Here is a 25,067-nt window from a genome sequence, read left to right as displayed (position 1 = left end):
TGCCTCACCCTTTTGCACCCCCCATAGACTGAACCTCCAGCACAGGTGGCTACACGCTCGAAAGGCGCCCCCGTGTCCATCGGCAGCAACTCCCCTGAAGACGAGCGTCCGTTCCCAGACGTGTCCGAGGAAGACCGCCCCTCCGTAGGCCGAGCCCTCAAGCAGGCCCGCATCGCCGCCGGGCTGACCGTCGACGACATCAGCGGGAGCACCCGGGTCCGTATCGCCATCGTGCACGCCATCGAGGCCGACGACTTCGCCCCCTGCGGCGGCGACGTCTACGCCCGCGGGCACATCCGGACCCTGGCGAAGGCCGTCGGCCTCGACCCCGAGCCGCTGCTCGCGCAGTTCGCGGCGGACCACGGTGGTGGGCGGCCCGCGCCGACGCCCGCCGCGCCGCTGTTCGAGGCGGAACGTATCCGCCCCGAGCGTCGCGGGCCCAACTGGACGGCGGCCATGGTCGCCGCGATCGTCGTCGTGATCGGTTTCGTCGGCTTCACCGCCTTCAAGGGCGGCGACGGCGACGACGCCAAGCAGTCGGTCGCCGAGGGCCCCGCCCCGTCGACCAGCAAGCCGGTCTCGCCGACCCCGAAGGAGAGCAAGCCCGACAAGACCCCCGGGCCCTCCGACAGCGCGATCGCCGCCGCGCCCCAGGACAAGGTCACCGTCCAGGTCAGCGCGGTCAACGGACGCAGCTGGATCTCGGCCAAGGACCACAACGGCCGGATGCTCTTCGACGGGCTCCTGAAGAAGGGCGAGTCCAAGACCTTCCAGGACAACTCCAAGATCAACCTGATCCTCGGTGACGCCGGAGCCATCCAGCTCTACGTCAACGGAAAGAAGATCGAGGACCAGTTCCGGCCCGGCGCGGTGGAGCGCCTGACGTACACCAAGGGCGACCCGGAAGTCGGATAATCGTTCGGATCATGCGCGTACACAAGGGGTTGGCCATGATCGGCCAGCCCCTTCGACGTGGGCTGTCAGCGAGACAAAGTAGTCTTGAGCCCATGCCTGAACGCCGTACCGTCGCACTCGTCACTCTCGGCTGCGCCCGTAACGAGGTGGACTCGGAGGAGCTCGCAGGCCGTTTGGAGGCGGACGGCTGGCAGCTCGTAGAGGACGCATCGGACGCGGACGTCGCCGTCGTCAACACCTGTGGATTCGTCGAGGCCGCCAAGAAGGACTCCGTCGACGCCCTCCTGGAGGCAAACGACCTCAAGGGGCACGGCAGAACCCAGGCCGTCGTGGCCGTGGGCTGCATGGCCGAGCGGTACGGCAAGGAGCTCGCCGAGGCGCTGCCCGAGGCGGACGGCGTGCTGGGCTTCGACGACTACTCCGACATCTCCGACCGCCTGCAGACCATCCTCAACGGTGGCATCCACGCCTCGCACACCCCGCGCGACCGGCGCAAGCTGCTGCCCATCAGCCCCGCCGAGCGGCAGGACTCGGCCACCTCGGTGGCGCTCCCGGGGCACGGCCCCGCCGACCTCCCCGACGGCGTCGCGCCCGCCTCCGGGCCGCGTGCGCCCCTGCGCCGCCGCCTCGACGGCGCCCCCGTCGCCTCGGTCAAGCTCGCCTCCGGCTGCGACCGCCGCTGCTCCTTCTGCGCCATCCCCTCCTTCCGCGGCTCCTTCATCTCACGCCGCCCGAGCGACGTGCTGAACGAGACCCGGTGGCTGGCCGAACAGGGCGTGAAGGAGATCATGCTGGTCTCCGAGAACAACACCTCCTACGGCAAGGACCTGGGTGACATCCGTCTCCTGGAGTCCCTGCTGCCGGAGCTGGCCGAGGTGGAGGGCGTCGAGCGGGTGCGCGTCAGCTACCTCCAGCCCGCCGAGATGCGCCCCGGCCTGATCGACGTACTGACCTCCACCCCGAAGGTCGTCCCGTACTTCGACCTGTCCTTCCAGCACTCCGCGCCGGGCGTGCTGCGGTCCATGCGCCGCTTCGGCGACACCGACCGCTTCCTGGAGCTGCTCGACACCATCCGGAGCAAGGCCCCGCAGGCGGGTGTCCGCTCCAACTTCATCGTCGGCTTCCCCGGCGAGTCAGAGTCCGATCTCGGCGAGCTGGAGCGCTTCCTGAACGGCGCCCGCCTGGACGCCATCGGTGTCTTCGGCTACTCCGACGAGGAGGGCACCGAGGCGGCCACGTACGAGAACAAGCTGCCCGAAGAGGTCGTCGACGAGCGGCTCGCGCACATCTCCCGGCTCGCCGAGGAGCTCGTCTCGCAGCGGGCCGAGGAGCGCCTCGGCGAGACCGTGCACGTCCTTGTGGAGTCCGTGGACGACGAGGACGGCATCCGCGGCCGGGCGGACCACCAGGCGCCCGAGACGGACGGACAGGTGCTGCTGACCAGCGGCGCGGGACTGCGTGTCGGCCGTATCGTCGAGGCGAAGGTGGTCGGTACGGAGGGTGTCGACCTGGTGGCCGAGCCGCTGCAGGGCTCGCCCGCATGGAGCGAGGAGGCGGGCAGATGACCGGAGTCCCGGCGTCCGCCGCGGGCGGCCCCTCCGGCGCGCACGGCGCCCCGGGCTCCGCCGCCACCTCCGGTGCCGCCCCGGATTCCGGTTCCCACGGCTCCGGTACCCACGACGGCGAGCGCCCCGTGCGCGGCGGGAAGATCGCCGCTGCCGCCGTCAACCAGGCCAGCCTGTGGAACGTCGCCAATCTGCTGACCATGCTCCGGCTGGTCCTGGTGCCCGGCTTCGTCGCCCTGATGCTGGCCGGCGGCGGCTACGACCCGGCGTGGCGTTCGCTCGCCTGGGCGGCCTTCGCCATCGCCATGATCACCGACCTGTTCGACGGGCATCTGGCCCGCACCTACAACCTCGTCACCGACTTCGGGAAGATCGCCGACCCCATCGCCGACAAGGCGATCATGGGAGCGGCGCTGATCTGCCTGTCCGGGCTGGGCGACCTGCCCTGGTGGGTGACGATCGTGATCCTCGCCCGGGAAATCGGCATCACGCTGATGCGTTTCGTGGTCATCCGGTACGGCGTGATCCCGGCCAGCCGCGGCGGCAAGCTCAAGACCCTCACCCAGGGCGTGGCCGTGGGGATGTACGTGCTGGCACTGACGGGGTGGCTGGCGACCCTGAGGTTCTGGGTGATGGCGGCGGCCGTCGTCCTGACGGTCGTCACCGGCCTCGACTATGTGAGACAGGCCATTGTGCTGCGACGGCGGGGAATCGCCGAGCGGGCGGCGGCGTTGGAGGAGACGGAAGCGTGAATTCCACGGCCGCCCAACTGGTGCGACTACTGACGGTGAGGGGGCAGACCCTCGCCGTCGCCGAGTCGCTGACCGGCGGCCTGGTAGCGGCGGAGATCACCACGGTGCCGGGGGCGTCCAAGGCGTTCCGGGGCTCGGTCACCGCCTACGCGACCGAGCTGAAGCACACGCTGCTGGGCGTGGACGCCACTCTGCTGGCCCAGCGGGGCGCGGTGGATCCGCAGGTCGCGGCCCAGATGGCCGCCGGAGTGCGCAAGGCGCTGGGTGCCGACTGGGGCCTGGCGACCACCGGAGTCGCCGGACCGGAACCACAGGACGGCCAGCCGGTCGGGACGGTCTTCGTGGCCGTGGACGGGCCGTTCGGCCCTGGTTCCGGTTCTGCCGCTGGCGGAAAAGTGGAGGCCCTGCGGTTGAACGGCGACCGCGCGGAAATTCGTAGAGAGAGTGTACGGAGCGTACTCGCACTGCTTCTGAGGGAGCTTGCGAGCGAACAGACCGGGAATGAGCGGGCACAGGATACGGAACAGAACGGGGGGTTTTGATGTTTGCAGCCCTGAGTGAACACGACATCGCTCCCCGCACGGCCGCGGCGCGAGGCGGTACGGTGGGGCGTGAAGGATGCGGCTACGCGGTCCGAGGAGGGAGCCACCGATGATTCTGCTCCGTCGCCTGCTGGGTGACGTGCTGCGTCGGCAGCGCCAGCGCCAGGGCCGTACTCTGCGCGAAGTCTCCTCGTCCGCCCGAGTCTCACTCGGCTATCTCTCCGAGGTGGAGCGGGGGCAGAAGGAGGCTTCCTCCGAACTGCTCTCCGCCATCTGCGACGCGCTGGACGTACGGATGTCCGAGCTCATGCGAGAAGTGAGCGACGAGCTCGCTCTCGCCGAGCTGGCCCAGTCCGCCCAGGCCACCGAGCCCGTGCCCACGCCGGTTCGCCCGATGCTGGGTAGCGTCTCGGTGACGGGTGTGCCACCGGAACGGGTGACCATCAAGGCGCCCGCCGAGGCGGTGGACGTGGTCGCCGCGTGACCCCTGCGCGGAGATAGACCGACGCGGCGCCGACCCGGCGTCGAAGAAGTGCGCGAGGCCCCGGCCGGGGCCCTCCCGGGGCAGACCTGGGAGGGGCGGCCGGGGCTTTCGTGCGTCCGTGGACGGCATGCGTCCATTTGCCGGTGTCCGCCGATCCGGTCATGGTGGAGGAACGCTGACCGGGGGCTGACGACCGGAGACAACGCATGTACGCCGTGAAGAGCCCGCTGTCCGACGCGGACCCGAAGACCGTGCCCGAGGCGACGTGGGGCGCCCTCGTGGAGAACGCGTAGCAGGCGCCGATGCCGGTCCACGGCCGTTGCATCGGTGAGCCCTCGGTGCGCCTCCCCAGTGGGCCGAGCGGCGTTCTAGCGTCCGGCTGGAGGTGGCGGCCATGGTGGGGCGGATAGTGCGCTGGGGGGTTGCGTGGGGGTTCGCGGCGGTGTGGTGGTGGGCCGTGCTGCGGATCACCTTCGCCGACGGCGCCGGGGCGCTCGAGGGCACCGTGGCCGCCGGCGGGTGGGGACTGAGCCTGCTGCCGGTGAACTGCGTGCCGAGGAGCCGGGCGGCGGGGGCCCTGGGGCCGGCCCGCTGGCGGACGGCCTGGCGGACGCCAGGGGCTACCAGGGCATCGCCACCCCTCCGTTCGGGCGCAGGATCTGGCCCGTCGTGAACGAGGAGGCGTCGGACGCCAGGTAGAGCACGGCGTGCGCGACGTCCACGGCCTCGCCGACCCGGCCCAGCGGCGACATCCGGGCCATCCGGGCCTCCGCCTGCTGCTGTTCCGCCCTGTCGTCGCGGTCGGTCATGGGAGTGCGGGTCCAGCCCGGGGCGACCGCGTTGACGCGGATGCCCTGCCGGCCGACCTCGCTGGCGAGCGTCCTGGTCAGCTGGACCACGGCCGCCTTGGCCACGCCGTAACAGAGCAGGCCGGGCCCGCCGGTGTCGATCGCTCCCGAGGCCATGGTGATGATGCTGCCCCCGCTCCGCCCGGCCAGCATCAGCCTCGCCGCCTCCTGGCAGGCGTACAGCACCCCTTTGAAGTTGACGCCCAGCACCCGGTCGAGGTCCTCGTCCCTGGTCTCCAGCACCGGGCTGCGGTGCATGATCCCGGCGATCGCCGCCATGACGTCCAGCCGCCCGCAGGACCGCACGGCCTCCCCGAGGCGCTCCCGGTCGGTGACGTCGAGGGTGTGGGTACGGGCGGTGCCGCCCCGGTCCTTGATCAACGCGGCCGTCTCGTGCAGGCCGTCCGCGTCCCGGTCGGCGCAGTGCACGGTCGCGCCCGCCTCGGCGAGCAGTACGGCGGACGCCCGGCCGATGCCGCCGGCGGCGCCGGTGACGAATGCGGTGCGTCCGGTGAGGTCGTACGCCGTGAGGGGCATGAAGGGACGGTACGAGCGTTTCTGACGGTCCGTCAATTGGTCGTGCGCGGGCGGGTTCCGTGGGCGCGCCGGGAACCCGGGGCGGGGGCCGGGCCGGTCTGGCAGGTCGGGCACCAGTAGGTGGGGCGTTCGCGGGAGCCGTCGCCCTGGTCGGCGAGGCGGATCGGCGTGCGGCAGCGCAGGCAGGGGCGGGGCGCGCGGCCGTAGACGTAGAGGTCGTGGCCGCGCAGGCCGGTGGTCCAGCGGACCACGCGGTCGCGGTTGGCCTCCAGGAGGCGCTGGGCGAGGCCGGGGAGGACCGCGGCGCGGTCGGCGGGGAGCGCGCCGACCGGGAGCCAGGGGGTCGCGCCGATCAGAAAGCAGAGCTCGCTCTTGTAGATGTTGCCGATCCCGGCGAGGTTGCGCTGGTCGAGCAAGGCCTCGCCGAGCGGGCGGGTGGGGTCCGCGAGGAGGTTGGCCAGGGCGCGGTCGGGGTTCCAGTCGGGGCCCAGCAGATCGGGGCCGAGGTGGCCCACGGCACGCTCCTCCTCGCCGGTGCGCAGGAACTCCAGGACCTGGAGGCGGTACCCGACGGCCGCGCGGTCGGCGGTGGCGAGCACCGCCCGGATCTGGTGTGCGGGACCGCCCCGCCAGCGCTCACCGGTGCCGTAGACCTTCCAGGCGCCCTCCATCCGCAGGTGCGTGTGCAGGGTCAGGCCGCCCTCGAACCGGGTCAGCAGGTGCTTGCCGCGCGGGGTGGTGCCGAGGACCGTACGGCCGCTGAGGTCGACCGTGGCGTACTGGGGCACCCGGAAGTCGCTGCGGGTCAGCACCTGGCCGGCGAGTGCGTCGTGCAGGCGCCTCGCGGCCTGCCAGACCGTGTCACCTTCGGGCATGGCTCAAGGGTGGCACGGAGGGGGCGGGAGGTGAGGTGCGCACGGTGCTTCACGCCCGCAGCCGCAGGCCGCGCGGGGTCGCGATGAAGCCCGCCGCCTCCAGGAGGGTGCCCAGCGGTGAGGTCAGCGCCGAGACGCCGTTGATCCGCTCCACCGTCACCGTGCCGAGGGTGCCCGCGCGGGCGGCGGCCGCGAGCGCCTCCGCCGCCGTGCGGAGCCGGGTGTCGTCCATGGCGGCCGTGTCCGGGGCGGCGGGCCAGCCCAGCAGGGTCTTGCCGCCGCGCTCCATGTAGAGGGTCAGCTCGCCCTCGACCAGGACCACCAGCGAGCCGGCCTTGCGGCCCGGTTTGTGCCCGGCTCCGGTCGGGGGCTCGGGCCAGGGGAGGGCGGCGCCGTAGGCGTTCGCCGGGTCGGCGGCGGCGAGGACCACGGCTCTGGGGTCGGGGGCCGCGGCTGTCCGGGTGTGGCGGTTGCCGTAGGCGTAGGGGTTCGCGCCGTAGGGGTTGGCGGGGCTGCCACCTCGGGGGCCGCCGTAGCCGGGGGCGGCGAACGGGTCGGCAGGGGCGAGGTCCTGGGGAGAGACGTAGTCGCCGGGAGCGGCGGGCGGCTCGGGCGGCCAGCTGAAGTCGCCGTCCAGGTCGGGGAAGCCCGCCGTGTCGAAGGGGCCGAGCGGATCGAGGGAGTCGGTGGGTGTGCTGTGCCCGCCGTTCGGGCCTGAGAGCGCTGAAGCGCCGTGGGCTCCGGCGGGTTTGAAGCCGGTGCCCGGCAGGGCCTCGCCGCGCTCGCGGGCGTTGGACACCGCGCGCAGGCGGTCGACCGCGCCGTCCATCGCGAACTGGGCCGCGCCCAGTCCCTCCACCACGTAACCCCGGCGCGCCTGGCCGCTCTCCTCGAACGCCGACAGGATCCGGTACACCGCCGAGAAGCCGCCCTCGACGCCCTCCGCCGCGACCGCGCCCCGGGTCACCACACCGTGCCTGTCGAGGAGGGTGCGGGCCAGGGCGTGGGCGCGCACGGTGGTGTCCGGCTCGCGCTGCGGCAGCAGCGACCAGCGCCCGGCCACGGTCGGCGGCCCGGTGCGGGAGGTGGGGCGGGCCGCCGCCGTCAGGGAGCCGTAACGGCCGCGTGGGACGGCGCGCTTGGCGCGGTGGGCGGTGGAGCCGGCGGTACGGCCCGAGCCGAGCAGGGCGCGCATCGGGGCCAGCGTGTCGTTGGTGAGCCGCCCGGACCAGGCCAGGTCCCAGACGGCGTCGGCCAGTTGGGGATCGGTGGCGTCGGGATGGGTGGTGGCACGGACCTGGTCGGCGATCTGCCGGAAGAACAGGCCGTAGCCCCCGGAGAGGGCGTCGAGCACGGACTGGTGGAGGGCGGTGAGCTCCAGCGGGTGGGGCGGCGGGAGCAGCACGGGGGCCGCGTCCGCCAGATACAGGGAGACCCAGCCGTCCTTGCCGGGCAGGGCACCCGCGCCGGCCCACACGAGCTCGCCGGCCGCGGTGAGTTCGTCGAGCATGGCCGGCGAGTAGTTCGCCACCCGGGACGGCAGGACCAGCTTCTCCAGCGCGGACGCCGGTACGGAAGCGCCCTGCAACTGCTCCACGGCGCGCACCAGTCCGTCTACGCCGCGCAGCCCGTGCCCCTTGCCGATGTGCTGCCACTGCGGCAGGAACTGGGCGAGCGCGGCCGGTGCCACCGGCTCCAGCTCGTGCCGGAGCGCGGCCAGCGAACGGCGGCGCAGCCTGCGCAGCACCGCCGCGTCGCACCATTCCTGGCCGATGCCCGCCGGATGGAACTCGCCCTGCACCACCCGCCCGCCCGCGGCGAGCCGCTGCAGCGCGCCCTCCGTGACCGCCACCCCGAGCCCGAAGCGGGCCGCCGCGGTGGCCGAGGTGAACGGGCCGTGGGTGCGCGCGAACCGTGCGAGGAGATCGCCGAGCGGGTCCTTCACCGGCTCGGTGAAGGCCTCGGGGACGCCGACGGGCAGGGCTGTGCCGAGGGCGTCGCGCAGCCGGCCCGCGTCCTCGACCGCCGCCCAGTGCTCGGCCCCGGCGATCCGGACCTTGATGGCCCGCCGGGCGCCCGCCAGCTCCGCGGCCCACTGCGGTTCGGCGCCCCGCTCCGCCAACTCGGCGTCCGTGAGCGGCCCGAGCAGCCGCAGCACGTCGGCGACGCCCTCCGGGTCCTTGATCCGGCGGTCCTCGGCCAGCCACTGCAGCTCGCGCTCCAGCTCGGTCAGCACCTCCGCGTCGAGCAGCTCGCGCAGCTCCGCCTGGCCCAGCAGCTCGGCCAGCAGCCGGGAGTCCAGGGAGAGCGCGGCCGCGCGGCGCTCGGCGAGCGGGGAGTCACCCTCGTACAGGAACTGGGCGACATAGCCGAAGAGGAGAGAGCGGGCGAACGGGGACGGCTCCGGGGTGGTGACCTCGACCAGGCGGACCTTGCGGGATTCGAGGTCACCCATCAGCTCCACGAGCCCGGGGACGTCGAAGACGTCCTGGAGGCACTCGCGGACCGCTTCCAGGACGATCGGGAACGACCCGAACTCGCTCGCCACCTGCAGCAGTTGGGCGGCACGTTGGCGCTGCTGCCACAGCGGGGTGCGCTTGCCGGGGTTGCGGCGCGGCAGCAGCAGCGCACGGGCGGCGCACTCGCGGAAGCGGGAGGCGAACAGGGCCGAGCCGCCGACCTGGTCCGTGACGATCTGGTCGACCTCGCCCTTGTCGAAGGCGACGTCCGCCGCGCCCACGGGGGCCTGCTCGGCGTCGTACTCCGTACCGGCCTTCAGGGGGGCCTGGTCGAGCAGGTCGAGGCCCATCAGGTCGGCGTCCGGCAACCGCAGCACGATGCCGTCGTCGGCGTGCATGACCTGCGCGTCCATGCCGTACCGCTCGGCCAGCCGGGCGCCGAGGGCGAGCGCCCAGGGGGCGTGCACCTGGGCGCCGAAGGGGGAGTGGACGACGACCCGCCAGTCGCCGAGCTCGTCACGGAAGCGCTCGACCACGATCGTGCGGTCGTCGGGGACATGGCCGCAGGCCTCGCGCTGTTCGTCCAGGTACGACAGCACGTTGTCCGCCGCCCACGCGTCCAGGCCCGCCGCCAGCAGGCGCAGCCGGGCGTCGTCCTTGGAAAGCGCGCCGACCTCGCGCAGGAACGCGCCGACCGCACGGCCCAGTTCGAGCGGGCGGCCCAGCTGGTCGCCCTTCCAGAAGGGGAGACGGCCGGGGACGCCGGGGGCGGGGGAGACGAGCACACGGTCGCGGGTGATGTCCTCGATACGCCAGGAGCTGGTGCCCAGGGTGAAGACGTCGCCCACCCGGGACTCGTACACCATCTCCTCGTCCAGCTCGCCGACCCGGCCGCCGCCCTTCTTGGGGTCGGCACCGGCCAGGAAGACGCCGAAGAGGCCGCGGTCGGGGATCGTGCCGCCCGAGGTGACGGCGAGCCGCTGGGCGCCGGGGCGGCCCGTGACCGTCCCCGCGACCCGGTCCCAGACCACGCGCGGGCGCAGCTCGGCGAACGCGTCCGACGGGTAGCGGCCCGCGAGCATGTCGAGGACCGCGGTGAACGCCGACTCCGGGAGCGAGGCGAAGGGGGCCGCGCGGCGCACGGTGGCGAGCAGGTCGTCGACCTGCCAGGTGTCCAGCGACGTCATCGCGACGAGCTGCTGCGCGAGGACGTCCAGCGGGTTGGCCGGGACCCTCAGGGACTCGATGGAACCGGTGCGCATCCGCTCGGTGACCACGGCCGCCTGCACGAGGTCGCCCCGGTACTTGGGGAAGACCACGCCGGTGGAGACCGCGCCGACCTGGTGTCCGGCGCGGCCGACGCGCTGCAGGCCGGAGGCGACCGACGGCGGGGACTCGACCTGGACGACCAGGTCCACCGCGCCCATGTCGATGCCCAGCTCGAGACTGGAGGTGGCCACGACCGCGGGCAGCCGGCCCGCCTTCAGGTCCTCCTCGACCAGCGCGCGCTGCTCCTTGGAGACCGAGCCGTGGTGCGCGCGGGCGAGGACCGGCGGGGCGCCATGGGCCGCGCCCGAGCCGCCCATCAGCTCGGCCGGGGAGTGGTGCTCGTCCAGGGGCTCGCCGGTCACCCGCTCGTAGGCGATCTCGTTGAGCCTGTTGCACAGCCGCTCCGCCAGCCGGCGGGAGTTCGCGAACACGATCGTCGAGCGGTGGGCCTGCACCAGGTCGGCGATCCGCTCCTCCACATGCGGCCAGATCGACGGCTTCTCCGCGCCCTCGCTGCCGTCGGTGGCCGGGGAGCCGCCCAGCTCGCCCATGTCCTCCACCGGGACGACGACGGAGAGGTCGAACTCCTTGCCGGACTTCGGCTGGACGATCTCCACCTTGCGGTGCGGTGAGAGGTAGCGGGCCACCTCGTCGACCGGGCGGACGGTCGCCGACAGGCCGATCCGGCGGGCCGGCTTCGGCAGCAGCTCGTCCAGCCGCTCGAGCGAGAGCGCGAGGTGCGCGCCGCGCTTGGTGCCCGCGACCGCGTGCACCTCGTCCAGGATCACCGTCTCGATGCCGGTCAGCGCGTCGCGCGTGGCCGACGTCAGCATCAGGAACAGGGACTCCGGGGTGGTGATCAGGATGTCCGGCGGACGGGTGGACAGCGCGCGGCGCTCGGCGGCCGGGGTGTCGCCGGAGCGGATACCGACCCGCACCTCCGGCTCGGGCAGGCCCAGGCGCACGGACTCCTGGCGGATGCCGGTCAGCGGGCTGCGCAGGTTCCGCTCGACGTCGACCGCGAGGGCCTTGAGCGGCGACACGTACAGCACGCGGCAGCGCTTCTTCGGGTCGGCCGGGGGCGGCGTGGCGGTCAGCTGGTCCAGGGCGGCGAGGAAGGCGGCCAGCGTCTTGCCGGAGCCGGTCGGGGCGACGACCAGCACGTCCGAGCCCGCGCCGATGGCCTGCCACGCGCCCGCCTGGGCCGCGGTGGGCGCGGAAAACGCCCCCGTGAACCAGCCGCGGGTCGCGGGGGAGAAGCCGTCGAGGGCCCGGTGTGCGGATTTCGCCATGGGTCCATCCTGCACCCGAGCACTGACAAGCGGCGCTGACCTGCAAAGACGCCCTCGGCTTCGCCTTCGGTCCTGTGTCTGGCGCCCGCATCGCCACCCGGTCCGGCTTCGCCGTCGGATGCGGGTGAGCCCTCGTGGGCCGGTTCGCCGTCTGCGGCTGCCCGAAGCGGGCAGGGGTCCACCGGGTGTGCCGGGGCGGCCGACAATGGTCGTATGGCGGGATCGGACGAGCGGGCGCGGCACTGGCGGTACGAGGCGTTGCCCGGTGTCGATCTGCTGCGTGCCAGGTACATCAGGAAGACGTTCGTGCGGCACACCCACGAGCACTTCGTGATCGCCGCCATCGCGGACGGCGTCGAGGTCTTCCACCACCGGGGCTCCGACGTGTCGGCGGGGGCGGGGGCGCTTGCGCTGGTCAACCCGGACACCCCGCACACCGGGCGGGCCGGGGTGCCCGAGGGATGGCGGTACGGGGCGGTCTACCCGGCGCCGGACCTCGTGGCGGGGATCGCCGCCGAGACCACCGCGATCCGGGGCACCCCCGGCTTCGTCAGTCCCGTGCTCGACGACCCGTACAGCGTGGCCCTCGTCCACCGGGTGCTGCGCGCCGCCGACGAGGGCAACGCGCTCGCCGCCGACACCCTGCTGCGCGTCGCGGTCACCAGACTCCTGCGGCTGAACGGCGGCCCGCTGCCGCAGCGGCAGGTCCGTACCGCCGGCGCCCGGCTCGCGGCACGCGCGCGTGCGGTGCTGGAGGAGCGGATGGCCGAGCCTCCGACCCTGGAGCGGCTCGCCACCGACCTCGGCACCAGCCCCTTCGCGCTGCTGCGGGCGTTCCGCGACGCCTACGGCATGCCCCCGCACACCTGGCTGACCGACGCCCGGGTGCGCCGCGCCCGGCTGCTGCTGGACGCCGGCACGGCACCCGCGGCCGCGGCCGTCGCCGTGGGCTTCACCGACCAGCCGCACCTCAACCGGCACTTCGCCCGGATCGTCGGCGTCCCACCGGGCGCCTACCAGCGCGAGCGCAAGAACGTACAAGACGCGGGGCACGGCGGCCCGTAGCGTCCCGGGCGTGGCACAACAGACAGCACTCGCAGACATACGCGGCGAAGGCGGCCCGAAGCCGGACTCCGCCGTGGTCAGGGACGCCCTCGGGGTCGGGGTCGCCGTGGGACTCTCCGGGTTCGCCTTCGGGGTGACCTCGGCAGGCAGCGGGCTCGGCCTGCTCCAGACCTGCGCGCTCAGCCTCCTGGTGTTCACCGGCGCCTCCCAGTTCGCGCTGGTGGGCGCGCTCGCGGCCGGCGGCAACCCGTTCACCGCGGCGGCCGGGGCCTTCTTCCTCGGGGTGCGCAACGCGTTCTACGGGCTGCGTCTCTCACAGGTGCTGTCCCTCCCGAGCGTGGTGCGGCCGTTCGCCGCCCAGTGGGTGATCGACGAGACCACCGCGGTCACCCTGGCCCAGCCGACGCGGCGCGCCGCCCGGATCGGCTTCACCGTCACCGGGCTCAGCCTGTACGTGCTGTGGAACCTCACCACCCTGCTCGGCGCGCTCGGCGCCAAGGCCGTCGGGGACACCGGCGCCTGGGGCCTGGACGCGGCCGGACCCGCCGTCTTCCTGGCCCTGCTCGCCCCCATGCTGAAGACCACGACCGACCGCGCGGTCGCCGCCCTCGCGGTGCTGCTGGGGCTCGGGCTGCTGCCCGTGCTGCCGGCCGGGGTGCCGGTCCTGGTGGCCGCGCTGGCGGCACCGGCCGCCCTGTTCGTCTCCGGCATCCGCTCCGGCCGTGACCGTACCCGCGACGAGGCACCCGAGGAGACCCGGTGAACTTCTGGATCGCGATCGGCGCGACCGCCCTCGGCTGCTACGCCGTCAAGCTCGCCGGCCTGCTGGTGCCGGCCGGGGTGCTGGAGCGGCCGGTGGTGCGACGGCTGTCCGCCCTGCTGCCCGTGGCCCTGCTCGCCGCCCTCACGGCCCAGCAGACGTTCGCCGACGGGCACGCGCTCGTGCTGGACGCCCGGGCCGCGGGCCTCGGGGCGGCCGCCGTGGCGCTGGTGCTGCGCGCGCCCTTCCTGGTCGTCGTCGGGGTCGCCGTGGTGGTCACGGCGGGGCTGCGGGCCGTCACCGGCTGAGACTTCCGCCGCCCGCCTTCCCGAAGCCGTCGGTCACCCCACGAAGCGGCCGTACGCCCTCAGCGTGTGCAGGGCCTCGATCGTCACCCGGGGGCGGGCCTCCAGCGCGGCGGCAGGCGCCCACTGCTCGCGGCGGACCGGCCAGCCGCCGTCCGCCTCCTGCCCGGCGGCGAGGAAGTCGAGCGAGCGGGTCATCTCCTCGTCCGTGAACCACGTGCGCGCGAGCGAGTCCGGGGACTTCGCGAAGTCGTGCGGGAAGTGGTGCTCGCCCGGGGCATAGCCGGGGGCGACCGGGTACGCGCCGAGGCGCTCCGGGTCGAGCGCGGCCAGGCGCTGCTCGCGCACCAGGCGGCCCAGCCGGTCGGCGGCCGCCTCCGCGCGTGAGCGGTCGGGCACCGTGTCCAGGAAGGCGACCGCGGCCTCGATCTCGCACGGGTGCGACTTCTCCAGGTCGTCGATCGCCTGCCAGCAGAAGTCGGTGGCCCGGAACAGCCACGCATGCCAGACCTCGTTGCGGTGCAGCAGGCCCACCACCGGGCCGGTGGCGAGGAGCGAGCCATGGGGGTGTCCCCGGCCGAGCGTATGCGCGGCTGGGGGAGGGTCGTCGACGACCGGGACGAACGGCGCCGCCGGGTAGCCGCGCGGGCCGGGCAGGACCGCCGGCAGCGCCCCGTCCGCGGTGGAGACCGCCGTCAGATGGCGGCACACGCGCTCCACCCGCTGCCCGCCGCACCGCCCGATGGCGTCCAGGACGCGCAGCGCGTGCCCGGCGTGCAGCGGCTGGCTCACCGGGCCGCGCAGATCGGGATCCAGCGCGTGTCCGTAGCCGCCGTCCTCGTTGCGGTAGGCGTCCAGCGCGGTCTCCACCGGGTCGGGGCCGCCGTTCAGGAAGTGGTACGCGAAGAGACGCTGCTCCAGCACGCGGGCGGTGAGCCACATGAACCGTTCGGCGCGGAAGAGCGGGGAGTGCGCCGGGGGCGTGGGGGGGAGTGAGGAAGCTCCGGATTCGGCCATGCGCAAGACCGTAGGGCGGAAAGCGGTCTCGGCAGGCGCTCCCGGGCAGGGCCCACTCTCAGGGGCGGGATACTGGTTTCATGCGGTTGACGGTTTTCTGGCAGCGGATGGATGAACACTTCGGTTCCGGGTACGCCGACACCTTCGCGCGCGATCACGTGATGACGGAGCTCGGCGGGCTGACGGTGCACGAGGCCCTGGACGCCGGCTGGGAGGCCAAGGACGTGTGGCGCGTGGTCTGCACGGTCATGAACGTTCCGGGGGAGAGGCGCTGACCGTGCGCGAGGATCGGAGACGGGCCACGCGTTGTCAGTGGCGTAGGCGAGACTTGCACCGTGGTATCCACTGACGAGGACGGGCGGACCGCCCAGGACGCATCCCCGGCCGGCACGGCCGACACGACGCCGCGCGCCGGAGCACCGGCCGCCGGCGCCGCGGTACCGGGCGCCCGCATGCCGCGCTGGCTGCCGCGCGCCCTGGTGCTGGCCCTGGCCCTCGTCGCCGCCTTCCAGCTGGGCAGCTGGGCCTTCCACCAGCTCACCGGACTGCTGATCAACATCCTCATCGCGTTCTTCCTGGCGCTCGCCATCGAGCCCGCGGTGAGCTGGATGGCCTCCCGGGGCATGCGCCGGGGCTTCGCGACCTTCCTGGTCTTCCTCGGCCTGGCGATCGCCACCGCGGGGTTCATCACCCTGCTCGGCTCGATGCTGGCCGGGCAGATCATAAAGATCGTCGAAGACTTCCCCGACTACCTGGACTCGGTCATCAACTGGGTCAACCACACCTTCCACACCGAAGTGAAGCGGGTCGACGTCCAGGAGGGCCTGCTGCACTCCGACTGGCTGCGCAAGTACGCGCAGAACAGCGCGGCCGGTGCGCTCGACGTGTCCGGACAGGTGCTCGGCGGCCTCTTCCAGCTGCTGACGATCACGCTGTTCGCCTTCTACTTCGCCGCCGACGGCCCCCGGCTGCGCCGCACCCTGTGCTCCGTGCTGCCACCCGCCCGCCAGGCCGAGGTGCTGCGCGCCTGGGAGATCGCCGTCGACAAGACCGGCGGCTACCTGTACTCGCGCGGTGTGATGGCGCTGATCTCCGGAATCGCGCACTACATCCTGCTGCAGGCCCTCGGCGTGCCGTACGCGCCCGTGCTGGGCGTGTGGGTCGGACTTGTGTCGCAGTTCATCCCCACCATCGGCACCTATCTCGCGGGCGCGCTGCCGATGCTGATCGCGTTCACCGTCAACCCGCTGTACGCGGTGTGGGTACTGGTGTTCGTCGTGATCTACCAGCAGTTCGAGAACTACATGCTGCAGCCCAAGCTGACCTCCAAGTCGGTCGACATCCACCCGGCGGTCGCCTTCGGCTCGGTCATCGCCGGCACCGCGCTCCTCGGCGCGGTCGGCGCACTGATCGCCATCCCGGCGGTCGCCACGCTCCAGGCGTTCCTGAGCGCCTACGTGAAGCGGTACGACGTCACGGACGACCCGCGGGTGCAGGGGCACCGCCGGCGGAGCACGGGCGGCCCCGGGCTGCGCACGCGCGCGCGGCGCCTGACGCAGCGCCTGATATGGCAGCGGCCGGCCGAGGAACCGGAGTCCGAGGGGGGCTCGGCCTGACGGCCTCCGCGGTGGCCAGAGGTGAGTCGCGGTCGCCAGGGGTGAGTCGCGGTCAGTAGGTGAGTCGCGGTCAGTAGGTGAGAGTCGCCCACACCCCGGCGACGGCGACGGCCGCCGCGTAGCAGCCCACCGCCGCGGCGACGACCCGCCGCCGGGTCCGCTCGCTCCACCCGGTGCGCGACAGCAGCCGGGCCAGGGCCGGCAGGACCAGCACCGCGTGCAGGCTGACCGCGTGCAGCGGCTTGAGCGGGGCCGTCGAGGCGAACGCCGCCTCCTGGTGTCCGGTCCGGACGAGCACCACCCCGCGCGCGATCATCGCCGCTCCCGAGGCCAGCGCCACCAGCAGCACCGCGAACCCGGAGCGCACGGCGAGCGCCATGCCCACGGGACCGGCCGGCCGGTGCCGGAAGGACGCCACCGCGAAGACGGTGAGCAGCACCACCAGGACCCCGCCGCCCACCGCGAGCATCATGGACACCGCGGTGTCGAAGGGCGTCTCCATGTCGAGGTGCGAGGGCACCCCGCGCCACGCCTGCAGGGTGATCCCGCCGACCTCCACCACACAGTCGGCGGCGAACACGAGCAGCAGGACGGTCCGCAGCCGCTCCCCGACCCTCAGGTAGGAGGTGACCCAGGTGACCGCCATCAGCGTCAGACCGAAGGAGAGCCCGAAGGTGACGGGCTTGCGCCAGGAGACCGGCCCGTACCAGGGCCCGCCGTCGACCGCGAACACCACCAGATGCGCCAGACCGCAGAGGACGAGGAGCACGCCGGTCACGTGACACAGACGCTCGGCGGGGCGCACCCGGACCAGGATCCCGGCCAGCGGGTTCGCCGGTGGCCTGCGGGGCGGACTCTGCAGGGAGGAGGACATGCGCCCAGCCTCCCGGCGCCCGCCCGCGCGGTCGTCGTCCGGCCGAAGACACCCGCCGTACGCCTCGCGGAGTAGGGGCGCAGGGGGCGATCAGGAGACCGTGGCGGCCGGCGGGGTCCACCGCCGGGCGCGGGGGACCGTGCCCGCGACGCCGTAGTCCTTCCTGAGGTGCTCGGGGATGGCGTAGTGCATGACGCGGCCACGGGTGAGCGAGGACAGTTCCAGAACGGTGGTGAGGTGGCCGAGGCGGTCCAGGGCCCAGGCGCCCAGCGGGGAGCGGTCCTCGACGGTCTCCAGGACGCCGAGCAGGTGCGGTACGGCCTTGACGACGGTGTCCCACGGGGTGCGCGGCACCTCCAGCCAGTCGGCGCAGGTGTCGCCGACCAGGTGGCGGATGAGGGCGGAGACGACCGGGTCGAAGAAGGTGCCGGGGACGACCTCCTCGTAGAGGTCGATGAGCTGCCGGGTCAGGACCGCGCCCTCCTCGGAGGGGCCCATGTGCCGGACCATGTACAGGTCGAGGAAGGCGCGTGCCTCTTCGAGGGTCTCAGGGACGGCCTCCTGGTCGACGCCGAGCATGGCGCCCACCACCCGCCACGCGTAGTAGTACGCCTCCGCGCCTTCCGTGGACAGGTGGATGCCCAGCCGGTGCAGGCTGTCGAGGACCAGCATCGAGAAGAACATCTGGCCCCCGATCATGTCCTCCTGGCAGATCGGCGTGCCGAGCGCCTCGGTGTCCCAGCGGTTCTCGCGCTTGAGGTGGTGCCGGATCGAGGCGTGCAGCAGGCGCACCTTCTGGACGGCCGGGACGAAGCGGCTGCCGGCCTCGAAGGCGTCGGGGCGCATGAGGTAGACGGTGAACTGACCGGTCTCCGCCATGCGCTTGGACGGGTACTTCAGCCCGTGGGTGGCCGACAGCAGCTTCGCCACGCGCGGGACGACGTAACAGGCGGGCATGGCGGCGAAGGAGAGCGCGGTCGAGATGTGCACGTTGTTGTCGATGAAGAACAGCCGGGCCTTCTCCATCTCGCCCCAGTCCACCCAGGACGGCGGCACCCGGGTGGCCTCCAGGTACTCCCGTGCGACCTCGGGCAGCCCGTCGGGCAGGGGCGCGCCGGCGGTGGAGACGTAGCGCATCAGGGTGTTGAACGTGCCCACCTCCCCGCGCTCGAAGAGTGCGGCGACCGTGGCGTCGGCGAGTTCGTCACCGGCGTGCCGCAGGGTGTCCAGCGAGGCCTCGGTGTGGATCACGGCAGGGCTCCTTGTCATCGCGGGTCGCGCGGGGCGCGCCGGTCGCGCGGGGCGCGGGGTGGTCGCGGGTCGTCGCGGGTGTGGTCCGGGCCGCCCGTGGGGTTCAGGACAGCCGGGTCGCGGCCGAGTGGGCCAGCGCGGTCAGGGCACCGGCGGCAGGGGCCGGCACGTTCAGGTGGTGGAGGGCGTCGAGGGCTTCCGCGACCCGCGCGCCGATCATGTGCTCGATCCGGTCGGGTGCCCCGAGCCGGCACATCACCTCGCGGACCGCGTCCAGGCCGTCCGCGTCCAGATCACGGCAGCCGAGCAGCGCGCCCAGCCGCTCCCGGTCGTCGGCACGGGCGAGGCGCCAGGTCTCCGCGAGCAGGGCGGTGGGCCGGTGCCCGCGCACGTCGTCCGCGTTGGCCTTGCCGGTGTGCTCCGGTGTTCCGAACAGGCCGAGCAGGTCGTCGCGGAGCTGGAACGCCTCGCCCAACGGCAGCCCGTACGCGGAGTACCCCTCGCGCAGCCGCTCGCCGGCCCCGGCCAGGGCGCCGCCGATCAACAGGGGCTGCTCGACCGTGTACTTGGCGGTCTTGTAGCGGATCACCTTGAGTGAGGCCGTGGTGTCCGGACCGGCTCCGGTGCGCAGGATCTCCAGGCACTCGCCCGCGATCAGTTCCCTGGCCAGCACCGACCACAGGGGGCGGGCCCGGGCGAGGTAGGCGGCGGGCAGCCCGCAGGTCGCGAACAGCTGCCCGGCCAGTGACATCAGCAGATCGCCCACGAGCATCGCCAGCGACCGCGCGGTGTCGTCGGCGCGCGGACGGTCCTGTACGGCGGCACGCAGGGCGACGTGCGGGGTGGGGCGGCCGTGCCGCAGGGGGCTGTCGTCGATGAGGTCGTCGTGGACGACGGCGGCGGCGTGCACCAGTTCCATGGAGGCCGCCGCCCGCACCAGCGCGTCGCTGTCCGGCTGGCCCGCCGCGCGCCAGCCCCAGTAGCAGAACGCCGCCCGCAGCCGTTTGCCGTCCGCGGCCGCCGCCTCCAGCTGCTCGGCCACCGGGCCCAGGAGCGGGTCGACCGCCGCGAACAGGCCGGCCTCCTCGGCGACGAACCGGCGCAGCACGTCGTCGACTCGGCTCTTGAAGGCGGCCGGATCCCAGCGGTCAGTCATCGCCGGCGGTCCGCCGGGCCAGAGCGTGCCGGGCGAGGATCTCCAGGTGGGCCGGGGGCACGGCCGCGTACCGGTCCAGGACCAGGCGCCCCCGTGCGGTGAGGTCGTGCTCGGCCTCCGCCGCCAGCGCGGCGGCGTCCGAGCGGCGCAGCAGCCCCCGTAACGTCCCGAATGCGGTGCCCACCGTGCTCACGGCCAGGTCGGCCAGCCCCGCTGCCAGCAGCACGGCCTGCTCGTCCAGGCCGCGTCGTCCCGTCTCACGTGTCATGCGCTCTCCCACCCACGCCACCCAGGGGCGGCGCTCTCCCCGGCCGCCTCTTCGAGCATCGCCGCACGACGGGCGCGGGCAGGAGGAAACTCACGATCGGGTGAACGCCTCGCCGGGTGGTGCGGACCACCGCCCGGCGGTCCCGCTTCCGGCTGCCGCCCCCGGCGTGCCGCGCGCTCCGGCACGCGTGCCGTGTACGCCCGGAGCCCGTGGCGGAACGGTGGACGGGCAGCGGGTGAGCGGTGGGTGAGCGCCCTGCGGGGAAGTGGCGGGAGTACCGCGTGGTGCGCTTGACACGAAAATCGAACATCCATTCTTATGGAGGCTCCGGAACGGCTCACGGCGGGGATCCCAGCGGCGGTACGACACGGTTTCGGCGGATATGTCCCCGAGTTGTCCACAGGCCGAACCGGCGTCGGGGCGCATTGTCAGTGGCAGGCGTTAGCGTCTTTGACGTGAAGCGATCGACTCAAGCAAACCGGGTGGAACCCATGGCAGGAACCGACCGCGAGAAGGCGCTCGACGCCGCACTCGCACAGATTGAACGGCAATTCGGCAAGGGCGCGGTCATGCGCATGGGCGAGCGGGCCAAGGAGCCCATCGAGGTCATCTCGACCGGCTCGACCGCGCTCGACGTCGCCCTCGGTGTCGGTGGCCTGCCGCGCGGCCGTGTGGTGGAGATCTACGGACCGGAGTCCTCCGGTAAGACGACCCTGACCCTGCACGCCGTGGCCAACGCCCAGAAGGCCGGCGGCCAGGTCGCGTTCGTGGACGCGGAGCACGCCCTCGACCCCGAGTACGCGCAGAAGCTCGGCGTCGACATCGACAACCTGATCCTCTCCCAGCCCGACAACGGCGAACAGGCCCTGGAGATCGTGGACATGCTGGTCCGCTCCGGCGCCCTCGACCTCATCGTCATCGACTCCGTCGCCGCGCTCGTCCCGCGCGCGGAGATCGAGGGCGAGATGGGCGACAGCCACGTCGGTCTCCAGGCCCGCCTGATGAGCCAGGCGCTGCGGAAGATCACCAGCGCGCTCAACCAGTCCAAGACCACCGCGATCTTCATCAACCAGCTCCGCGAGAAGATCGGCGTGATGTTCGGCTCTCCGGAGACCACGACCGGTGGCCGCGCGCTGAAGTTCTACGCCTCGGTGCGTATCGACATCCGCCGCATCGAGACCCTGAAGGACGGCACCGAGGCGGTCGGCAACCGCACCCGGGTCAAGGTCGTCAAGAACAAGGTCGCGCCGCCCTTCAAGCAGGCCGAGTTCGACATCCTCTACGGCCAGGGCATCAGCCGCGAGGGCGGCCTGATCGACATGGGCGTGGAGCACGGCTTCGTCCGCAAGGCCGGTGCCTGGTACACGTACGAGGGCGACCAGCTCGGCCAGGGCAAGGAGAACGCGCGCAACTTCCTCAAGGACAACCCCGACCTGGCCAACGAGATCGAGAAGAAGATCAAGGAGAAGCTGGGCGTCGGCGTCCGCCCGGAGAAGCCCGCCGCCGAGCCGGGCGCGGACGCGGCGGTCACCACCACCGCGGCCCCGGACGACGCCGCGAAGACGGTGCCCGCCCCGGCCGCCGCCAAGGTCACCAAGCCCAAGGCCGCCACCGCCAAGAGCTGACGACGTGACACGACGAACCGACTGGGCCGACCACGAGTACACGTCCCCCGGTGCCCCCCGGGGGAGGGGCACCGGGGGCGACCCGGGCTCCGCCGGGGACGGTGACGAGGCCTACGGCACGAGCGGCGCCGAGCACGGGGGACACGAGGGGGACGGTACGTACGGCGAGGGCCCGGGCAGGCCCCGCGGGCACGGGTCACCCGGCCGTGGCTCGCGGCGGCCCGGGACGCGGCGCCGGCGCGGCTTCGGGGAGCCGTCCGGTGAGGACGGGGGTTCCTCCTCCTCGTCGAGGGCCGAGCAGGGGGAACCTCCAGCGGACCCGGCTGAGCGGGCGCGGGCGATCTGCCTGCGCCTGCTCACCGGGACCCCGCGCACCCGGAAACAGCTCGCGGACGCCCTGCGCAAGCGGGAGATCCCGGACGACGTCGTCGAGGAGGTGCTGTCCCGGTTCGAGGAGGTCGGGCTGATCAACGACAGCGCGTTCGCGGACGCCTGGGTGGAGTCCCGGCACCACGGCCGGGGACTGGCCCGGCGCGCGCTCGCCCAGGAACTGCGCACCAAGGGCGTCGACTCGGCGCTCATCGACGAGGCGGTCGCCCAGCTCGACTCCGAGCAGGAGGAGGAGACGGCCCGCGAACTCGTCGCCCGCAGGCTCCGCTCCACCCGGGGCCTCGACCGCGACAGACGGATCCGCCGCCTCGCCGGCATGCTCGCCCGCAAGGGATACTCCGAGGGCATGGCCCTCCGGGTCGTCCGGCGGGCGCTGGAGGAGGAGGGCGAGGACACGGAGTTCCTGGAGGGCGGGGACTTCTGACGGGGCGACAGCCTTGAGGGGGTGGGGTTAACCCCACTCCAAGACGCCGGACCACCGCAGTGCCCGCGCAGCCGTGCGTGGACGAGCGTGTACGCCATGATGCTGCGCTACGCCCTCAAGACCGTCCGCGCCCGCAAGGCCGGGTTTCTCGGTGCCTTCCTCGCCCTGCTGTGTGCGGCCGCGCTGATCTCCGCCTGTGGCACGCTCCTCGACACAGGACTGCGCGGCACGATCCGCACCGAGCGCTACGCGGCAACACCCGTCGTGGTCTCTGCCGACCAGTACGTTCACCGAACCACCGTCAAGCACAAGCACGGCAAGACCAAGGTCAAGCACAAGGCGAAACCCATCGCCGAGCGCGCCTGGCTGCCGGCCGGCCTGGAAACCAGACTGGCCCGCACGCCCGGTGTCGCCCGGGTCGTGCCCGAACTGACCTTCCTGGCCCAGCCGTTGACTCCGGGCCGGCACCGGCGGCCGAAGCGCCTACGGACACGCCTGGGAGTCCGCCGCGCTCACTCCGTACCGCCTGGTCTCCGGTACGGCTCCAAAAGCCGCCACCGACCTGGTCGTCGACCGCGACCTCGCCGCACGCGCCCACCTGCGAACCGGCGACGCCCTCACCGTGCAGTCGACACAGGCCCCGCGCGCCTACCGGATCACCGGAATCGCCGCCCCGGCCACGGACGTGCGCCACCAGACGGCACTCTTCTTCTCCGCCGCCGAGGCCCGCAGACTGGCCGCACATCCCGGGCAGGTCACCGCGTTCGGCGTACTGCCCGCGCACGGCACGGACCCGCAGCAGCTGAAGGACGCCGTGACGCGGACACTGCGCGGCACCACCGCCCAGGTCTCCACCGGGGACGCCCGTGGCACCGCCGAGTTCCTGGACGCGGCCGCCGCCCGGGTCCGGCTGGTCAGCATGGGCGCTGCCATGGGAGGGACCTCGCTGCTCGTGGCGGTCCTGGTGGTGGTCGGCACCTTCGCGCTCACCGTGCAGCAGCGCCACCGAGAACTCGCCCTGCTGCGCGCCATCGCCGCCACGCCGGGACAGATCCGCCGGGTGCTCGGCCGCGAGGCCCTGATCATCGGTGGGGTCGCCGGCACGCTCGGCGCACTCCTCGGCCTGCCGCTGGGCGCCTGGCTGCACGACAGGTTCGTCGCACTCGGCGCCGTACCCACCACGCTTCAGCACACCACCGGAGTCGTCCCGCCCCTCGCCGCGCTCGCCGCGACCCTGGCCGGCGCCTGGACGGCCGCCCGCATCGCCTCGCGGCGCATCACCCGGATCCGGCCGACCGAGGCGCTGGCCGAGTCCCGCGTCGAGCCCGCCCGGCCCGCCTGGGGCAGGATCGCCGCCGGTCTGCTGCTGCTCGCCGGTGGAGCCGTCCTCGTCGTGCTGCTCACCTCCCTGCGTACCGAACCCGCCTCGACCCCCGTCACCTTCCTCGCCGTCGTGGTCCTCGCCACCTCCGTCGCCCTGCTCGGTCCGCTGCTGGTCAGGGCGGCCGCACTGCTGCTCGCCGGCCCGCTGCGGCTCACCGGTCACGGTGGCCGGCTCGCCACCGCCAACCTGCGCGGCAACGCCGCCCGGATGGCCTCCGTCGTCACCCCGCTCACCCTGCTCATCGGCATGACCTGCACCGTGCTGTTCGTCCAGGCCACCCTCGACGACGCCGCCCGCGCCCAGGCCCGCGCCGGGATCACCGCCGACTGGGTCGTCGCCGCCCGGGGACCCGGCGTACCGGCCGCGGCGGCACGGCAGTTGCGCGCGCGCCACGACACGGTCACCGAAGTGGTCCGTACGACCGTCCGCATCGGACTCGACAAGTACCCGGCCCAGGGCGTCACCCCCGAGGGCCTCGCCCGCACCTGGGACCCCGAGGTCACCGCCGGCTCCCTCGGCCGGCTCACCGACCGCACCGTCGCCGTCAGCGAACTGGCCGCCGATCAGCACCGTCTGAGGCCCGGCAGCACCCTGAAACTCACCCTCGGCGACGGCACGCCCGCCACGCTCACCGTCGCCGCCGTCTACGCCCGGGGTCTGGGCTTCGGCGACCTCACCTTCGCCCACGACCTCGTCTCGCACCACGTGGACAACCCGCTCGCCTCCTCCGTCCTCGTGCGCACCGCCCGTACACATGCAGAACTCGCGACTACACTGCGTGAGTTCCCAGGGCTCGACATTCTTTCGCCGACCGCCGCCGACTCGCTCCAGGCCCACCGCCGGCAGGACAACGCCGAGGTCAACTTCCTGGCCATGGGGCTGGTCCTCGCCTTCACCGCCATCGCCGTCGTCAACACGATCGCCATGTCGATCGCGGACCGCGTGCGAGAGTGCGCGCTGCTCAGGCTGGCCGGCGCCACCCGCCGTCAGGTGTTGCGCATGCTGCGCACCGAGGTGCTGTCCGTGCTGACGCTCGCCACGTCCCTCGGCAGCGGCATCGCGCTCGCCGTACTGACGGCCTTCAGTGTCGGCATGACGGGCCGCGCCGCGCCGACCGTCACGCCCCTGCTGTACGTGACGGTCGTGGCAACCGCCGGTCTGCTCGCCCTGATGGCTACGGCCCTTCCCGGGCGGGTGGCGCTGCGGGTGCCGGCGGTGACGGCGGCGACGGCGAAGGACTAGGCGCTCAGCCTGGGCGCCCCGCCGGACGCGCCGCGAGGTGCCGTCCGCCGTCCCCCGTCCGCCGTCTGCCATCAGCCGTCTGCAGCGCCGTCGCCGCGCTCATCGACAGCCGTACGGACGCGACCGGGACCGGGGAGCCGTAGGGACTAGGA

Annotated in this window: 20 protein-coding genes and 1 pseudogene; 13 read left to right on the top strand and 8 right to left on the bottom strand. The window is 73.2% G+C overall.

All coding sequences use genetic code 11. The annotated features are described in order from the left end of the window. The first annotated feature begins 72 nt into the window (after window positions 1–72). The 5 genes from ACZ63F_RS41610 (at window position 73) to ACZ63F_RS41590 (ending at window position 4,258) form a co-directional block, all read left to right on the top strand. Window positions 73–915 (top strand): helix-turn-helix domain-containing protein, encoded by an 843-nt coding sequence (locus ACZ63F_RS41610; RefSeq protein WP_469719128.1) that lies wholly within the window; start codon window positions 73–75, stop codon window positions 913–915. A 92-nt stretch (window positions 916–1,007) separates the two neighbouring features. Next, window positions 1,008–2,480, top strand: a complete 1,473-nt coding sequence (rimO, locus tag ACZ63F_RS41605) for a 30S ribosomal protein S12 methylthiotransferase RimO (RefSeq protein ID WP_469719126.1) — start codon at window positions 1,008–1,010, stop codon at window positions 2,478–2,480. After that, window positions 2,477–3,232 carry a CDP-diacylglycerol--glycerol-3-phosphate 3-phosphatidyltransferase gene (gene pgsA / locus ACZ63F_RS41600; RefSeq protein WP_469719125.1) on the top strand — a complete coding sequence of 252 codons (756 nt, stop codon included), beginning with the start codon at window positions 2,477–2,479 and terminating at the stop codon, window positions 3,230–3,232. Before rimO ends, pgsA begins: the two co-directional genes overlap by 4 nt. Then, entirely contained in the window at window positions 3,229–3,774 is a 546-nt protein-coding gene (locus tag ACZ63F_RS41595; RefSeq protein WP_469719123.1) for a CinA family protein, read from the top strand. Before pgsA ends, ACZ63F_RS41595 begins: the two co-directional genes overlap by 4 nt. 109 nt (window positions 3,775–3,883) lie before the next feature. Then, window positions 3,884–4,258: a helix-turn-helix domain-containing protein gene (locus ACZ63F_RS41590; protein ID WP_352364829.1), complete on the top strand. Its 375-nt coding sequence runs from the start codon at window positions 3,884–3,886 to the stop codon at window positions 4,256–4,258. A gap of 620 nt (window positions 4,259–4,878) precedes the next feature. On the opposite strand, the gene ACZ63F_RS41585 is transcribed toward ACZ63F_RS41590, so the two are convergent. The 3 genes from ACZ63F_RS41585 to ACZ63F_RS41575 are packed head-to-tail and all read right to left on the bottom strand — an operon-like array spanning window position 4,879 to window position 11,538. Next, the gene (locus ACZ63F_RS41585) at window positions 4,879–5,643 is read right to left on the bottom strand and encodes an SDR family NAD(P)-dependent oxidoreductase (RefSeq protein WP_469719122.1); all 765 of its coding nucleotides are present in this window, start codon (window positions 5,641–5,643) and stop codon (window positions 4,879–4,881) included. A gap of 32 nt (window positions 5,644–5,675) precedes the next feature. Continuing rightward, window positions 5,676–6,518 (bottom strand): Fpg/Nei family DNA glycosylase, encoded by an 843-nt coding sequence (locus ACZ63F_RS41580; RefSeq protein ID WP_469719120.1) that lies wholly within the window; start codon window positions 6,516–6,518, stop codon window positions 5,676–5,678. A gap of 49 nt (window positions 6,519–6,567) precedes the next feature. Further along, window positions 6,568–11,538, bottom strand: a complete 4,971-nt coding sequence (locus tag ACZ63F_RS41575) for an ATP-dependent helicase (protein ID WP_469719118.1) — start codon at window positions 11,536–11,538, stop codon at window positions 6,568–6,570. A 213-nt stretch (window positions 11,539–11,751) separates the two neighbouring features. Here ACZ63F_RS41575 and ACZ63F_RS41570 point away from each other — a divergent pair, with 213 nt between their 5' ends. The 3 genes from ACZ63F_RS41570 to ACZ63F_RS41560 are packed head-to-tail and all read left to right on the top strand — an operon-like array spanning window position 11,752 to window position 13,671. Continuing rightward, complete coding sequence (locus ACZ63F_RS41570; RefSeq protein ID WP_457735252.1) at window positions 11,752–12,603, top strand: AraC family transcriptional regulator; 852 nt, start codon at window positions 11,752–11,754, stop codon at window positions 12,601–12,603. A 10-nt stretch (window positions 12,604–12,613) separates the two neighbouring features. Continuing rightward, complete coding sequence (locus ACZ63F_RS41565; protein ID WP_469719116.1) at window positions 12,614–13,366, top strand: AzlC family ABC transporter permease; 753 nt, start codon at window positions 12,614–12,616, stop codon at window positions 13,364–13,366. Further along, a complete protein-coding gene (locus ACZ63F_RS41560) occupies window positions 13,363–13,671 on the top strand; it encodes an AzlD domain-containing protein (RefSeq protein WP_352364819.1) in 309 nt (102 codons plus the stop codon). The genes ACZ63F_RS41565 and ACZ63F_RS41560 overlap by 4 nt, the downstream gene beginning before the upstream one ends. 33 nt (window positions 13,672–13,704) lie before the next feature. On the opposite strand, the gene ACZ63F_RS41555 is transcribed toward ACZ63F_RS41560, so the two are convergent. Beyond that, a complete protein-coding gene (locus ACZ63F_RS41555; RefSeq protein WP_469719115.1) occupies window positions 13,705–14,685 on the bottom strand; it encodes a hypothetical protein in 981 nt (326 codons plus the stop codon). Between the two features lie 80 nt (window positions 14,686–14,765). Here ACZ63F_RS41555 and ACZ63F_RS41550 point away from each other — a divergent pair, with 80 nt between their 5' ends. Then, entirely contained in the window at window positions 14,766–14,960 is a 195-nt protein-coding gene (locus tag ACZ63F_RS41550) for a DUF3046 domain-containing protein (protein WP_352364815.1), read from the top strand. Between the two features lie 60 nt (window positions 14,961–15,020). Then, a complete protein-coding gene (locus ACZ63F_RS41545) occupies window positions 15,021–16,301 on the top strand; it encodes an AI-2E family transporter (protein WP_469719113.1) in 1,281 nt (426 codons plus the stop codon). 70 nt (window positions 16,302–16,371) lie between these two features. On the opposite strand, the gene ACZ63F_RS41540 is transcribed toward ACZ63F_RS41545, so the two are convergent. The 4 genes from ACZ63F_RS41540 to ACZ63F_RS41525 all read right to left on the bottom strand — a co-directional run bounded on the left by ACZ63F_RS41540 (window position 16,372) and on the right by ACZ63F_RS41525 (window position 19,850). Next, window positions 16,372–17,175 (bottom strand): hypothetical protein, encoded by an 804-nt coding sequence (locus ACZ63F_RS41540; protein WP_469719111.1) that lies wholly within the window; start codon window positions 17,173–17,175, stop codon window positions 16,372–16,374. 90 nt (window positions 17,176–17,265) lie between these two features. Continuing rightward, entirely contained in the window at window positions 17,266–18,426 is a 1,161-nt protein-coding gene (locus ACZ63F_RS41535; RefSeq protein WP_469719109.1) for an oxygenase MpaB family protein, read from the bottom strand. 103 nt (window positions 18,427–18,529) lie between these two features. After that, window positions 18,530–19,582 (bottom strand): polyprenyl synthetase family protein, encoded by a 1,053-nt coding sequence (locus ACZ63F_RS41530; RefSeq protein WP_469719107.1) that lies wholly within the window; start codon window positions 19,580–19,582, stop codon window positions 18,530–18,532. After that, entirely contained in the window at window positions 19,575–19,850 is a 276-nt protein-coding gene (locus ACZ63F_RS41525; protein WP_457699432.1) for a polyprenyl synthetase, read from the bottom strand. The genes ACZ63F_RS41530 and ACZ63F_RS41525 overlap by 8 nt, the downstream gene beginning before the upstream one ends. Before the next feature lie 491 nt (window positions 19,851–20,341). Here ACZ63F_RS41525 and recA point away from each other — a divergent pair, with 491 nt between their 5' ends. The 3 genes and pseudogenes from recA (at window position 20,342) to ACZ63F_RS41510 (ending at window position 24,915) form a co-directional block, all read left to right on the top strand. Beyond that, window positions 20,342–21,475, top strand: coding sequence for a recombinase RecA (recA, locus tag ACZ63F_RS41520; RefSeq protein ID WP_469719105.1), 1,134 nt, complete (start codon window positions 20,342–20,344; stop codon window positions 21,473–21,475). A gap of 4 nt (window positions 21,476–21,479) precedes the next feature. After that, a complete protein-coding gene (gene recX, locus ACZ63F_RS41515) occupies window positions 21,480–22,289 on the top strand; it encodes a recombination regulator RecX (protein ID WP_469719104.1) in 810 nt (269 codons plus the stop codon). Window positions 22,290–22,385: 96 nt separating this feature from the next. After that, window positions 22,386–24,915, top strand: a pseudogene (locus tag ACZ63F_RS41510) (ABC transporter permease). Window positions 24,916–25,067: the final 152 nt, after the last annotated feature.

The organism is Streptomyces sp. NPDC104761, assembly GCF_055583445.1.
Note: the sequence above shows the minus strand (reverse complement) of the source record. Positions and strands in the feature narration are given on the sequence as shown.